This is a genomic window from Bacillus sp. AFS041924 (assembly GCF_002577195.1).
Classification (GTDB): domain Bacteria; phylum Bacillota; class Bacilli; order Bacillales; family Bacillaceae_G; genus Gottfriedia.
In genome coordinates this window covers 1-13,060 of the sequence record NZ_NULG01000103.1, presented here as the reverse complement: position 1 = coordinate 13,060, position 13,060 = coordinate 1, and the positions used below count along the sequence as shown (strand labels likewise).

General features: G+C 32.5%; 14 protein-coding genes. 11 read left to right on the top strand and 3 right to left on the bottom strand.

What is annotated here, in order from left to right:
• Positions 1 to 176 precede the first annotated feature (176 nt).
• The 3 genes from COC46_RS17875 to COC46_RS17865 all read left to right on the top strand — a co-directional run bounded on the left by COC46_RS17875 (position 177) and on the right by COC46_RS17865 (position 3,770).
• Positions 177 to 602, top strand: coding sequence for a divergent PAP2 family protein (locus COC46_RS17875; protein WP_255294957.1), 426 nt, complete (start codon positions 177 to 179; stop codon positions 600 to 602).
• Between the two features lie 137 nt (positions 603 to 739).
• A complete protein-coding gene (locus COC46_RS17870; RefSeq protein WP_098811276.1) occupies positions 740 to 2,971 on the top strand; it encodes an MMPL family transporter in 2,232 nt (743 codons plus the stop codon).
• Positions 2,972 to 3,134: 163 nt separating this feature from the next.
• Positions 3,135 to 3,770: a peptidylprolyl isomerase gene (locus COC46_RS17865; RefSeq protein ID WP_098811275.1), complete on the top strand. Its 636-nt coding sequence runs from the start codon at positions 3,135 to 3,137 to the stop codon at positions 3,768 to 3,770.
• 80 nt (positions 3,771 to 3,850) lie between these two features.
• Here COC46_RS17865 and COC46_RS17860 read toward each other — a convergent pair whose 3' ends face one another.
• On the bottom strand, positions 3,851 to 4,174 hold the full coding sequence (locus tag COC46_RS17860; RefSeq protein ID WP_098811277.1) for a rhodanese-like domain-containing protein: 324 nt from the start codon (positions 4,172 to 4,174) through the stop codon (positions 3,851 to 3,853).
• 177 nt (positions 4,175 to 4,351) lie between these two features.
• Here COC46_RS17860 and COC46_RS17855 point away from each other — a divergent pair, with 177 nt between their 5' ends.
• From COC46_RS17855 to mntR, 3 genes are all read left to right on the top strand, one after another.
• The gene (locus COC46_RS17855) at positions 4,352 to 5,185 is read left to right on the top strand and encodes a lipoate--protein ligase family protein (protein WP_098811274.1); all 834 of its coding nucleotides are present in this window, start codon (positions 4,352 to 4,354) and stop codon (positions 5,183 to 5,185) included.
• A 744-nt stretch (positions 5,186 to 5,929) separates the two neighbouring features.
• A complete protein-coding gene (gene splB / locus COC46_RS17850; RefSeq protein WP_098811273.1) occupies positions 5,930 to 6,955 on the top strand; it encodes a spore photoproduct lyase in 1,026 nt (341 codons plus the stop codon).
• Between the two features lie 359 nt (positions 6,956 to 7,314).
• Positions 7,315 to 7,752, top strand: coding sequence for a transcriptional regulator MntR (gene mntR / locus COC46_RS17845; RefSeq protein WP_098811272.1), 438 nt, complete (start codon positions 7,315 to 7,317; stop codon positions 7,750 to 7,752).
• 90 nt (positions 7,753 to 7,842) lie between these two features.
• Here the strand turns inward: mntR and COC46_RS17840 are convergent, their stop codons facing one another.
• On the bottom strand, positions 7,843 to 8,238 hold the full coding sequence (locus tag COC46_RS17840; protein WP_098811271.1) for an SA1362 family protein: 396 nt from the start codon (positions 8,236 to 8,238) through the stop codon (positions 7,843 to 7,845).
• A 120-nt stretch (positions 8,239 to 8,358) separates the two neighbouring features.
• On the bottom strand, positions 8,359 to 9,288 hold the full coding sequence (locus tag COC46_RS17835) for a DUF1385 domain-containing protein (RefSeq protein ID WP_098811270.1): 930 nt from the start codon (positions 9,286 to 9,288) through the stop codon (positions 8,359 to 8,361).
• Positions 9,289 to 9,500: 212 nt separating this feature from the next.
• On the opposite strand from COC46_RS17835, the gene COC46_RS17830 reads away from it, so the two are divergent.
• The 5 genes from COC46_RS17830 (at position 9,501) to COC46_RS17810 (ending at position 13,026) form a co-directional block, all read left to right on the top strand.
• The gene (locus COC46_RS17830; protein ID WP_098811269.1) at positions 9,501 to 10,139 is read left to right on the top strand and encodes a YqhR family membrane protein; all 639 of its coding nucleotides are present in this window, start codon (positions 9,501 to 9,503) and stop codon (positions 10,137 to 10,139) included.
• 87 nt (positions 10,140 to 10,226) lie between these two features.
• Complete coding sequence (gene aroQ, locus COC46_RS17825) at positions 10,227 to 10,685, top strand: type II 3-dehydroquinate dehydratase (RefSeq protein ID WP_098811268.1); 459 nt, start codon at positions 10,227 to 10,229, stop codon at positions 10,683 to 10,685.
• Entirely contained in the window at positions 10,672 to 11,733 is a 1,062-nt protein-coding gene (locus COC46_RS17820; protein ID WP_098811267.1) for a M24 family metallopeptidase, read from the top strand. Before aroQ ends, COC46_RS17820 begins: the two co-directional genes overlap by 14 nt.
• Before the next feature lie 152 nt (positions 11,734 to 11,885).
• Positions 11,886 to 12,449 carry an elongation factor P gene (gene efp, locus COC46_RS17815; RefSeq protein ID WP_098811266.1) on the top strand — a complete coding sequence of 188 codons (564 nt, stop codon included), beginning with the start codon at positions 11,886 to 11,888 and terminating at the stop codon, positions 12,447 to 12,449.
• An 88-nt stretch (positions 12,450 to 12,537) separates the two neighbouring features.
• Positions 12,538 to 13,026 carry a DUF456 domain-containing protein gene (locus tag COC46_RS17810; protein WP_098811265.1) on the top strand — a complete coding sequence of 163 codons (489 nt, stop codon included), beginning with the start codon at positions 12,538 to 12,540 and terminating at the stop codon, positions 13,024 to 13,026.
• Positions 13,027 to 13,060: the final 34 nt, after the last annotated feature.

Genomic DNA, 13,060 nt, shown 5'->3' with positions numbered 1-13,060 from the left:
TTATGGGAATTGATTTTTCAGTGGCCTCAAGCGAAGTACCTGGAATGGAAAATCAACATTCTTTTTTAACAGAGCTTAATATTAAAAAATTATTTTTGCTAGTAGCTGGTGAATATACAATTATTTAAGAAAGATAATAATGGAATAACAATTAATACAACAAAAGGAGGTACGTTTTGACGATACTTCACAACGAACCATTAATATCAGCTGTAATTGCCTGGTTTATTGCACAGTTTTTAAAAGTCATTATCCATTTATTTAAAGAAAAGGACTTCGATATTTCTAAGTTTTTTGCATCTGGGGGGATGCCAAGTTCACATTCATCAACTGTGACTGCTTTAGCCTTAAGTGTAGGATTAAATGTAGGGTTTGGTAATGTTGATTTCGCCATCGCTGCAATTTTTGCAATTATTATTATGTATGATGCATCTGGAGTAAGATTAGCAGTTAGTAAACATGCGAAGTTATTAAATGATTTTTTCCATGGAAGAATTAAAAATTATAAAGCTTTAAATGAACTAGTAGGTCATACTTCATATGAAGTTGTTGTTGGAGCATTAATTGGAATCATTGTTGCAATTATAGTTTCAAGATTTTAGCGCTCTAATATAAATCAATTTGATTTATATTATTGAGCGTTTTTTTATTTATTTCTGAGTCAAAATAGAAATAAATAGGCAGAATTTACATCAGTTTGTTAAGATATTTGTAGGATATGTAAATAAGGAGTGGAAAAATGAAAAGTACAGTAAGTGAAAATAGTGCTTGGAAAAAGGTGGGGCGATCGATTTATCAATTCCGATATCTAATTATTGCAATTTTAGCTGTCATTTCAATCTTTCTAGGTATATATTCTAAACATTTACCTGGCATTTTAGATGGAGATGGTTTTAGAACACCTGGAGAATATGAAAAAGCTAAGAATGTGTTAGAAAAAGAATTTGAACAATCGCCGGACTCACTAATCATATTACTAGAGCGAAAAAAAGGGGTCACTGACGCTGAATTCCAATCTAGTATTGATCATATTGTGAAGGAAGTTCAAAAAGAAAAGAATATTAAGCAATTTCATCATCCTCTAACTAATCCGAGTATGAAAAAAGATAATATTGCTTATTTATCTCTTTTATTTAATGAAAAAGATCACGATCAGCTTGTTGACCTAAATAATAAATTTACTAAAAAAGTAGAGTCATTTTCAGATGATAAGGTAAAGATTGGAACAACTGGGTTTACAATAATTAGCGATGTAATGAATAAAACTAGTCAAGAAGACTTAAAGAAAGCTGAAATGATTGGTGTACCGATTGCGTTTATCGTTCTATTTTTTGCATTTGGAAGTTTAGTTGCATCAGCTATTCCAATCATAATTGGTATGATTAGTATTTTAAGTACATTTGGTATTTTAGCCTTTATCGGAGAGTATGTTGAGTTATCAATCTTTGTATTAAATGTTGCACCGATGATCGGATTAGCATTATCAATCGATTTTGCGTTATTATTCGTAAGCCGTTATAAAACTGAATTACAAAATCACTCAACAGTAAAAGAAGCAATTAGTGTGACGTTTGCAACTGCAGGTAGAGCGATTATTTTTTCTGGTATCTGTGTATTCATTGGATTATCAGCTCTCTATTTCATAAATATTGATTTATTTAGAAGTGTGGCAATCAGTGGTGCAGTTGTTGTTTTAGTTAGTTTATTTTTGTCATTGACGCTACTACCAGCGGTACTGTCAGCTCTTGGTAAAAATATTAATAAAGGTACATTAAAATTGATTGCGAATCGAAGCCAAGATCAACAACAAGCAGTTTGGAGAAAATTTGCTAATTTCGTTATGAAAAGACCAATCATTATGGCACTCACTTCTTTAATCATTTTAGGTCTTTTCGTTATTCCAATCAGAGATGTGCACTTAAATATACCTACAATTGATGCATTACCAAAGGATGCAACATCGAGAATTTATTATGAAAAATATCAAAAAGCGTTTCTTCCAGAATCATTAAAACATGGAACAGTATCTATTGTATTAGAATCCGATAATGACTTCTTAAATCAAAAGAATGTAAACTCTTTAGAAAAAATACAGAAAAAGCTTGAAGACGACAAAAATGTTTTTGAAGTAAAAAGTGTGTTGAATGCAGTTAATTTAAATGCTGCTCAATTACTACCTGCTTTAAAATCACCTAATGCATCAAAAATTCAGCCCGCGATCGGTGCATATATTAAAAAGAATAAAACATACATACAAGTATTTTTGCATTCTGATCCTAAATCAGAAAAAGGGAAACAATGGGTAAGAGATTTTGAAGATAAATATAATGGGAAAATAGAAGGTCTTAACTATACTGTCGGCGGTCAAGTGAAATTTGAACAAGAATTATTTGATGAGATTACAGATAATATTGTATATGGTTTACTAGTTATTATGATTAGTACTTTCGTCATATTAATGATCGCATTTAGGTCAATAATCATCCCAATCAAAGCAATATTTATGAATGTTTTATCTTTAAGTGCAACGTTTGGAATCATTACTTGGCTATTTCAAGGTGGAAATTTTGGATTACCTCAATCTGATATCATGTTGATTTTACCAGTGTTTGTGTTTGGATTAGTTTTCGGCTTAAGCATGGACTATGAAGTATTTTTAATGTCAAGAATGCAAGAACTATATTATGAGACTGGAGATAACACTTATTCAACTAGGGAAGGTTTAGTATCAACGAGCCGTATCATAACATCAGCCGCATCAATTATGATTGTTATTACAGGAGCATTTGCTTTTACTGATATGGTTCCGGTTAAACAGATGGGAATTGGAATTGCTATTGCGATTTTCTTGGATGCTACAATTGTTCGCTTAGTTTTAGTCCCAAGTTTAATGCAGTTATTTGGAAAATGGAATTGGTGGTTTCCATTCTCGAAAAATAAAATCGAGGAACCATCTAAAAAAGTTGTATAAATTAATTAACAAAAAAACTGTTATCCATTTATTGAATAGCAGTTTTTTGTTGTATTTGAGTGATAGAAGTCGTTCTGTGTAAATATTCCCAATTTTTTGAAACGGTGGAAAATATGTGGTCAAATTTGGTAAACTATAAAAAGGAAAGTGGGGAGAAAGAAAAATGTTAAAAAGATCTTTTAGAGCAATATTAATAAGCTGTCTTGTCTTATCAATCAGCTTATTAGCAGCATGTGGTAACAATAATGAAAAGTCTGCGACCGGTAAAAAACATGAAAAATTACCAATAGCAACAATTAAAGTAAAGGATTACGGAGTTATTAAAGCAGAATTATATCCTAATACTGCGCCAAATACAGTAAATAATTTCATCGCACTAGCAAACAAAGGATTTTATAATGGATTAACATTCCATCGAGTAGTTAGAGATTTTGTCATTCAAGGTGGAGACCCTGAAGGAACTGGTGGGGGTGGACCAGGATATGCAATAGATGGAGAATTTACATCAAACGGTTTTGAAAATAACTTAAAACATACAACAGGTGTACTTTCAATGGCAAGAACTGGTGATCCAAATAGTGCTGGTAGTCAATTTTTTATAATGGCAAATGATACGCCAGACCTAGATGGGCAATATGCTTCATTTGGTAAAGTAACTGAAGGATTAGATATCGTTAAGCAAATCGACGCTGTTGAAATAGATTCAATGGAAAAACCTGTTACACCAGTAGTCATCGAGTCAATTAAGGTTGATACAAAAGGTGAGAAATACGAAAAACCAAAGACTCATAAAGAATAAGTCGATAAGGTGTTCTACATAAAAAGTAAAAAACTACTTCTTAAAATGAAGTAGTTTTTTTCATTTAAAATAATTGTGGATTATAATCCTTTTTTTACTTTACCAGACCAAAGCTTGAAGCCGCCTTTAAGTTGGTATAGCTCCGTTACGCCATTTTTACGTAAAATACGTGCAGCTTGTCCAGGACGAACGCCCATTTGATCGTATAAGTAAACTGCCTGATCTCTACGAATTTCTTTTGAACGCGTTTTTAATTGTGCGAACGGAATATTACGAGCACCTAGTATATGGCCGTTCTTAAAATCTTCTTGATCTCGTAAGTCAATTAGTTGAGCTTTACGGTAGCCAGCACGGAATTCTTCCTCAGTTAACGTTTTAATTAAACGTTTTTGGTAGAAATACATTACTGTTGCGTATACAATGATACCTAGTACGACAAAAAATATTGGTAATAACTGACTCAAATTTTTCAACACCTTTCAATTACCTACTTATCTTATTATAATTCTCTAGTAGGATTGTGCAAGAAACTTTCATTAAAAAAAGTAAAAATTTAAACGAAAAATGAGGAGATTTTCAACATGACAAAGACAAAGTGGTATTTTATTAATAGTGGAGTAAAATCTGGTAGCTATAATATGGCACTTGATGAATGCTTAATTAAATGGCAAAGTGAAGAAGGTTTTCTTCCAACATTACGTTTTTATGAATGGGAAAACCCTACAGTAACAATCGGTTACTTTCAAAAAAATCAAGAGATTAGTTTAGAAGCACTAAAAAAATACAATGGCGATTTTGTAAGAAGACAAACTGGTGGAAGAAGTGTACTTCATCATGATGAACTTACTTATAGCGTAATTGTCCCAGAAAGCTATCCAAATATGCCTGCATCAGTTACAGATGCGTATCGAGTTATTTCAATGGGAATTTTAGAAGGGTACAAGCTACTAGGATTAGATGCTTCTTTTTCAGTTCCAAAAACTGCTGATGAAAAAAACCAATTAAAAAATCCCGCAAGCGCAGTTTGCTTTGATGCTCCATCATGGTATGAAGTTGTTGTAAATGATAAAAAAATTGCAGGAAGTGCTCAAACTAGACAAAAGGGCTCAATTCTTCAGCATGGTTCAGTTCCTTTAAATATTGACGTAGATATGTTATACGACTTATATATTTTCTCTTCAGACGCAGTTAGAGATCGAATGAAAAAACGTTTCTTAGACCGTGCAACATGGATCAATGCAGAAAGTGCTACTCCTAAAACGATGGCAGACTTATATAAAGCATTTGAAAAAGGTTTTGAAATTGGATTAGATATCGAATTAGTACCTTATGAATTAACTGAGGCACAAGAGAAAGAAGTACAGGAATTAGCTACTACAAAGTATGGTACTGAGGAATGGAATTTACGTAAGTAATATAATTACTCATTAATAGAAAGCCTTTTGGGCTTTCTTTCTTTTTGATTTTAATTAAGAGATGCTTAACTAAATAGGAGGATTGCAAATCGGATTTTTATCTGTATAGATAATTAGGGGGAGAGTGCAAATTAGAGAAGTGCAATTGAAGATCGTGGAAGTGCAAATAAAGATATTGAGGTACAGATTAAAGATCATAGGAGCGTAAATAAAATTAGAGAAGTTCAAATAATGATTGGGAGAGTGCAAATAAAGGACGTGAGAGTGCAAATAAAATCAGAGAGGTGCAATTAAAGGTCGTGAAAGTGCAAATATACGAAGTAGTGCAATTAAAAATGTCAAAACTGCAATTAAAATCCGATAATCGCAAATAAAAATGTCAAAACGGCAATTAAAAACCTAGAATCGCAATAAAAAACAAGAAAAGTGCAAATAAAACAAAATTATACCTATACGACTATGGGTATCCGAACGTGATTAAGGCATAAATTAAGTCAGATTAAACATTAAAATTCAAATAAATAACGGAATTGGGCGTAATTCAAAACAAAATTGATCCTTTTTAATAAAAACAGATAGTATTTTGATTATCATTGGAAATCGAGACAATTATCTGCGCAATTTAGTCGTTGTGCTACTTAAAACTAAATCCGTAACATATTAAATAGAGAAATTCCTACCTTTTCCACTCGTTTATTTAGTATCAAGGTTAATACTAAGCAAAAATGAGAAGGAGTAGATAGGATGAAACCATTTATACCAAAGCTTGTTTATTTCGAACCTCAAGCGTTAGAGTATACGTTAGGTATGGAATTAAAAGAGAAATTTGAGGGGATGGGATTAGAAATCAGAGAAACTACTTCCCATAATCAAATTCGAAATTTACCTGGTGAAAATGATGTGGAAAAATACAGGATTGCTAAATCAACTTTAGTTGTTGGTTTGCGTAAGACATTAAAGTTTGAAACGTCTAAACCTTCAGCGGAATATGCTATTCCTCTTGCTACTGGTTGTATGGGGCATTGTCATTATTGTTATTTACAAACTACACTTGGATCAAAGCCTTATATTAGAGTATATGTCAATTTAGAAGAGATTTTTGCACAAGCAATGAAATATTTGGAAGAGCGTGCGCCAGAGATTACAAGGTTTGAAGCGGCTTGTACTTCCGATATTGTTGGTATTGATTATTTAACGCATTCGCTTAAGAAAACAATTGAATTCATTGGTCAAACGGAATATGGTCGTTTACGATTTGTAACGAAATTTCCGCATGTTGATCATTTACTTGATGCAAAGCATAATGGGAAAACTACATTTCGGTTTAGTATAAATTCTAGATACGTTATTAAAAATTTTGAACCTGGGACTGGTTCATTTGATGAGAGAATAGAGGCTGCTAAAAAAGTTGCATATGCAGGTTATCCATTTGGCTTTATTGTTGCACCGATTTATATGCATGAGGATTGGGAAGAAGGCTACGAAGAACTTTTTATACGATTAAAGGATGCATTAAGTGAATTGGCAAATGAGAAAATGACGTTTGAACTGATACAACACCGATTTACAAAACCTGCAAAAAAGGTCATTTTAGAGAGATATCCTAATACTAAACTTGAGATGGATGAAGAGAAAAGGAAATATAAATGGGGGAAATATGGAATTGGAAAATATGTTTATCAAAAAGAAGAAGCTGCCTCAATTGAAGAGACGATATCAGGCTATATAAATAAATATTTTCCTAATGGAGAAATTCAGTACTTTACATAAAAATGTTTATCTCAGACTGCTAAGCTAAACGCTCGCTTTCTTCGTTGCTTCGCCTGCTGTTCGCGGTGCTCATTACCATTTAGGGTAACTCCGCCCCTCATCAGACTTCGCGCCTTAAAAGACAAGCGATTTTCAATCAGTCCGAGAATCAAATTTTTGGGACTTTGTCTACACACTATGTGTATCTATTTTTAAAGATACACTCTTTTTATTTTTTAACATATTCTTATACAGAAGGACTATCTGTCATAATTTATATGTGTTCATGTTAATTGCACTTTTGGATATTGTGGTGTATCATTTTAATTGATGCTTATTGTAACGGATAAAAGATTGAATTACGGTATTGGAGGAAGAACATGCCCACACCTAGTATGGAAGATTATATAGAACAAATTTACCTTTTAATTGAAGATAAAGGGTATGCTCGTGTATCTGATATTGCTGAAGCATTATCTGTACACCCATCGTCTGTGACTAAAATGGTACAAAAACTTGATAAAGACGACTACTTAATTTATGAAAAGTATAGAGGGTTAATCCTGACTCAAAAAGGTAAAAAGATGGGAAAAAGACTTGTCTATCGCCATGTGTTACTTGAGCAATTTTTACGAATTATTGGTGTTGATGAGAGCTTAATTTATCAAGATGTTGAAGGAATGGAACATCATGTTAGTTGGGAAGCGATTGATCGAATAGGCGAACTAGTTCAATATTTTGAAGAAGATAAAAATCGAATCGAAGCATTAAAATATATTCAAAAGTCGAATGAAGAGCAATCGAATTCGAATAACTAAAAGACTGTGCATAATAAAGAGCATAGTCTTTACTTTTTAAAATATACAACATTTGTATTTCACGTTCATAGATAAAAAGAAAGACCGTGCTTAATAAGAAGCACGGTCTTTCTTTTTGCCCTTTTCACCTTCAATCACGGTTAAGTGACTAGCATCCTTTGTACGTTTTTTTAATAAAGGCGTGGAGGTACTTTTTCTTGAAGTGGGCTTTGATTTGTTATTCGATTTTTTTAACGAGCTCGATTTTTGTGCATTGTATTTCTTTACAGTTTGTTTAGCAGCCTTACGATAGGAGTCTTGATGGTTTCTTTGGCTGTTTGAAGAGGTAAAAACTCTATAAATAAAATAAATAATTAAAAGAATTAATCCAATAAATAAAAACCGTTGTAATAATCTGGCTGGATCGTTTATCAACTGAGCAATTAAGCCAAAAAGTGCTAATGCTAATATTCCATAAAATATTGATGTGTACACTTTTTGATTCACTTTAAGCACCTCCTAGTGTGAAGAGTAAATTAGTTATTAAATGTATTAGAAAAAATATTGTTTCTTATAGTTTATTACATTTTATCCAATAAGTTGATATTTTTTATAAAATTCTGTCAATTAAATCTTGTTATTTTTTTCCACTTCTAAAAGTCTGTTAAATGAAGCGATTGATACTTCAACTTGATCATCAGTTGGTTCTTTTGTTGTTAATAATTGAAGCCATAATCCAGGGTAACCTACCCATCTTAATATAGGAATATTTCGAACTTTATTTGTTAATTGTAGAACTTCAAATGAAACGCCTAAAACGACTGGAATTAATAAAAGTCTATCTACAATTCTTAGCCAAAGCGGGCTTGTTGGAACTAAAAAGTAGATAAACATCCCAACTATTACAGTAAATAATATAAAGCTACTGCCGCATCGATAATGAAGTCGTGATTGAGACTGAACCCCTTCGACTGTTAGTGGTATATTTTTTTCAAATGCGTTGATTACTTTATGCTCCGCACCGTGATACATAAATACTCTTTTTATAAAAGGAGTCAATGAAACTAAGTAAATATAAATTAACAGTAAACATAGTTTTAAGATACTTTCGATTACGACTTGTTGAAAATCTGTTTCAAATATTGGCTTCAATGTTGCCGCTAATAAAACTGGCACAAGTGTGAAAATAACTTTTCCAACTAAAAATGACAAAACTGCTAGTAATGAAAGACCGAGATAAGTTGCAAGTGTACCTTTTTGCTTTTCGCGTTCAATTGCAATTTTCTCATCATCTTCTGGGTCGATGCCGTATCTTTCAGTTGAATAATTCAAATGCTTTGATCCATTAATACTTGCTTGTATAATCGCGACTACACCACGGACAAATGGAATTTTCTTTAATTTTTGTATTGTCCGATTTATATGTATCGGTTCTTCATAATATTGTATTTCTTCATTTGATCTGCGGATTGCAGAGACTGTATGTGTTTTGCCACCAAACATTACGCCTTCTACGATTGCTTGACCCCCATAAACAGCTTTATTCTTCTCCCTCATGATGCACCAACCTAAACTTGTTTTTTATCTATATTTATATCTATTGTAAATGTAAGCATAATAATGGTGCAAGTATTAGAAGTAGGAAAATGGAAATAATAATCATAATATTTTCAATTTTCTAATAAAAATTTGAAATCACATTAAAAATTCCTATGTTGGACATAATACGTCAGAAGATATTTAGCAATGTATGGAAAGGGAAATGTTAAATGCCAGAAAAAGATAAAGAACAAGAAAAACAACAAGGTCAGGATCAAGAACAAGAAAAGGAAATGCAAAGTAAAGACAGTAATCAGAATGAGAAAAATCCAAATGAAGACCAAAACCAAGGTCAAAATTCGAATCAAGTTGAAAACAAAGTGCAAGGTACTCAGGATGATTCGAAAGGGAGTGCGAACTTTAATAAAATTGCTAGTATTGGCTTTTTTGGCGGTGTATTTTGGTCAACTGTTTTGTTAGTTCTGAGTTATTTTGATTTTACACAAATCGGACCAAATTTCGTTTTAGAAAGGATTAAACTTGGAAAATGGGCAAATGGTAATATTGAAAACTTAATTTCGATTTTTGGATTAGGTATTATTTCAATCTTTGTTGCATTTATATTTTATTTTATTGGTAGAAGAACTAGAGGAGTTCTTCCAGGAATATTTTTTGGAATGCTAATCTGGGTTATTGTTTTTGTCGTTCTAGGCAAAATAGCGTTCGATTTAAAAGCAATAAAGGATTACTCATCTGATACGACTGTTACTACCATCTGTTTATTCATTCTATACGGAACTTTTATTGCATATTCTGTTTCTTTTGCATTTCAAGAGCAAAAGGCATATTTGCGTGGCTATTCAAAATAGTCTGGCCTATGATAAAATAAAGCTTGGGTATTCCAGAATATGAGTTTTTGGGATAAATATGCTTAAATGATGGGTGGAGACTTTAAAATGGCTAAGTTTTTATTATTGAATGGACCTAATCTAAATATGCTCGGTCAAAGAGAAGTTTCTATCTATGGTTCAACTACGTTAAAGGATATTGAGGATCATTTATCATCACTTGCACATGAAAATGGGGATATGATTGATTGCTTTCAATCGAATCATGAAGGTGAATTAATCGACAAACTTCATGCGGCAAATAATGTCTATGATGGGATTCTTTTTAATCCAGGTGCATTTACTCACTACAGTTATGCAATTCGTGATGCAATTGCAAGTATTACCGTTCCAACTATTGAAGTACACATTTCAAATATACATAAGAGAGAAGAGTTCCGACAACTTTCAGTTTTAGCTGCAGTTACTGTAGGTCAAATTGTAGGTTTAGGTGTGTATGGATATGATCTAGGTTTAAGTGCTTTACAAAAGATAAGTGGGGGAGAGAAAATCAATGGAAAAAATTAAAAAGTTACGCGAAGCTTTAGTAGAAAAAGGTTTAGACGCATTATTAGTAACTAGTACATACAACAGACGTTACATGACGAACTTTACTGGTTCAGCAGGTGTTGCTTTAATTACTCAGGACAAAGCTTTATTTATTACAGATTTCCGCTATATCGAGCAAGCTACTAGCCAATGTGAAGGCTTTGAGATTGTTAAACATGAAGGTTCAATTCCTGCTGAAATTTCTGCTCTAACAGAGAAATTAGGCGTTTCAAAACTTGGATTTGAACAAGATCACGTTACGTTCACGGAATTCGGTTCTTATCGTAAAGCTGTAAAGGCTGAATTAGTTCCTGTAAGCGGATTAATTGAAAAATTACGTTTAATTAAAACTGATGCAGAGATTTCAATTATTAAAGAAGCTGCTAAAATCGCAGAATCTGCTTTTGATCATATTTTAGGATTTATTCGTCCAGGTGTTACAGAATTAGAAGTATCAAATGAATTAGAATTTTTCATGCGTAAATTAGGCGCAACTTCATCATCTTTTGATACAATTGTAGCTTCAGGTGCTCGTTCTGCACTTCCACATGGTGTAGCATCTGAAAAAGTAATTGAAACTGGCGATTTTGTAACGTTAGATTTTGGTGCATACTATAAAGGTTATGTATCAGATATGACTAGAACTGTTTCAGTAGGCGAGCCTCATTCAGATTTAAAGAAAATTTATGATATCGTTCTTGAAGCTCAATTACGTGGTGTAAATGGAATTAAAGCAGGAATTACTGGTAAAGAAGCTGATGCTTTAACCCGTGATTATATTACTGAAAAAGGTTATGGAGAATATTATGGACATGGAACTGGACATGGTATTGGTCTTGAAGTACATGAAGGACCTGGCGTTTCATTCCGATCTGATACAGTATTAGAGCCAAATATGATTGTCACTTGTGAGCCAGGTATTTATATTCCAAATTTAGGTGGAGTTCGTATAGAAGATGATTTAATCGTTAAAACTGGTGGTAACGAAAACTTAATGTCATCACCAAAAAATCTAATCATTCTATAAGATTTCATTAGATTAAAAAATAGAACTACACAAAAAGCGCATTTTACTTTATGATATAAAGTTGTAAAAGAAATTCATGGTAAGCGAAATGGTTCTTTTTTACCCACGATACATACTTTAGGGGACCATTTCATTTTTTAGGAGGATATTTAATGATTTCAGTAAACGATTTTCGTACAGGGTTAACAATTGAAACTGATGGGGGCCTTTGGCAAGTAATCGATTTCCAACACGTTAAACCTGGTAAAGGTGCTGCATTCGTACGTTCAAAACTTCGTAACCTACGTACAGGTGCTGTTCAAGAAAAAACATTCCGTGCTGGTGAGAAAGTAGCTAAAGCACATATTCAAAACCGTAAAATGCAATACTTATATGCTAACGGTAACCAACATGTATTCATGGACAACGAGTCTTATGAGCAAATTGAATTACCAGAAGCAAACATTGAGCGTGAGTTAAAATTTCTAAAAGAAAACATGGAAGTTTATATCATGACTTTTGAAGCTGAAATTTTAGGTGTTGAATTACCAAATACGGTTGAGTTAAAAGTAGTTGAAACTGAACCAGGTATTAAAGGTGATACTGCTTCTAACGTTACAAAACCAGCTACAATGGAAACTGGTTTAGTCGTTCAAGTACCAATCTTCATTAACGAAGGTGAAGTTTTAATTATTAATACAACAGAAGCTAGCTACGTTTCACGTGCAAAATCTTAATTAATAAAACTTTTATGAAAAAATGGAGGCACTTGTTTTTAAGTGTCTCTTTTTCTTATTAACTATTTTAAATAGTAAGGGGGATAAAATGGTTACTTCAATTGTTCTTTGGACATTAATTATCATATGTTTTGCATTAGCGTTTATTGCGCTTATTAAACCAATAATTCCTGGTGTACCAGTTTTATGGGTAGGCTTTTTAATTTATTATTTCGGTATTAGTAAAAGTAATTTGAATTTGTCTTTTTGGATTATCATGATCGTTTTCACAGCTGTTATTTTTCTAGCTGATTTTCTGGCTAATTCTTATTTTCTCAAAAAATATGGGAGTACAAAAACAGGTGAAAGAGTAGGGTGTTTAGCTGTAATCGTTGGGTCATTTGTCTTTCCTCCATTCGGCTTAATCATTGTCCCATTCATTTCAGTTTTTATAGCTGAGAAATTACAAGGGAAAAATACGAAAGAGTCAATCAAATCTGCATGGGCTACTGTTGTTTCATTTATTAGTAGTTCATTAGCAAAAGCAGTTTTACAATTTATTATGGTGATTATCTTTTTTGTTTATATTATTTTTTAATTTCAGACTGCCCCCCAAACGCTCGCTTTCTTCG

What these genes read in the sequence shown, in the direction of transcription:
- COC46_RS17870 (WP_098811276.1), top strand. Translation starts at nt 740, where the DNA reads ATGAAAAGTACAGTAAGTGAAAATAGTGCTTGGAAAAAGGTGGGGCGA.
- efp (WP_098811266.1), top strand. Translation starts at nt 11,886, where the DNA reads ATGATTTCAGTAAACGATTTTCGTACAGGGTTAACAATTGAAACTGAT.
- mntR (WP_098811272.1), top strand. Translation starts at nt 7,315, where the DNA reads ATGCCCACACCTAGTATGGAAGATTATATAGAACAAATTTACCTTTTA.
- COC46_RS17830 (WP_098811269.1), top strand. Translation starts at nt 9,501, where the DNA reads ATGCCAGAAAAAGATAAAGAACAAGAAAAACAACAAGGTCAGGATCAA.
- aroQ (WP_098811268.1), top strand. Translation starts at nt 10,227, where the DNA reads ATGGCTAAGTTTTTATTATTGAATGGACCTAATCTAAATATGCTCGGT.
- splB (WP_098811273.1), top strand. Translation starts at nt 5,930, where the DNA reads ATGAAACCATTTATACCAAAGCTTGTTTATTTCGAACCTCAAGCGTTA.
- COC46_RS17810 (WP_098811265.1), top strand. Translation starts at nt 12,538, where the DNA reads ATGGTTACTTCAATTGTTCTTTGGACATTAATTATCATATGTTTTGCA.
- COC46_RS17860 (WP_098811277.1), bottom strand. Translation starts at nt 4,174, where the DNA reads ATGTATTTCTACCAAAAACGTTTAATTAAAACGTTAACTGAGGAAGAA.
- COC46_RS17820 (WP_098811267.1), top strand. Translation starts at nt 10,672, where the DNA reads ATGGAAAAAATTAAAAAGTTACGCGAAGCTTTAGTAGAAAAAGGTTTA.
- COC46_RS17865 (WP_098811275.1), top strand. Translation starts at nt 3,135, where the DNA reads ATGTTAAAAAGATCTTTTAGAGCAATATTAATAAGCTGTCTTGTCTTA.
- COC46_RS17855 (WP_098811274.1), top strand. Translation starts at nt 4,352, where the DNA reads ATGACAAAGACAAAGTGGTATTTTATTAATAGTGGAGTAAAATCTGGT.
- COC46_RS17835 (WP_098811270.1), bottom strand. Translation starts at nt 9,288, where the DNA reads ATGAGGGAGAAGAATAAAGCTGTTTATGGGGGTCAAGCAATCGTAGAA.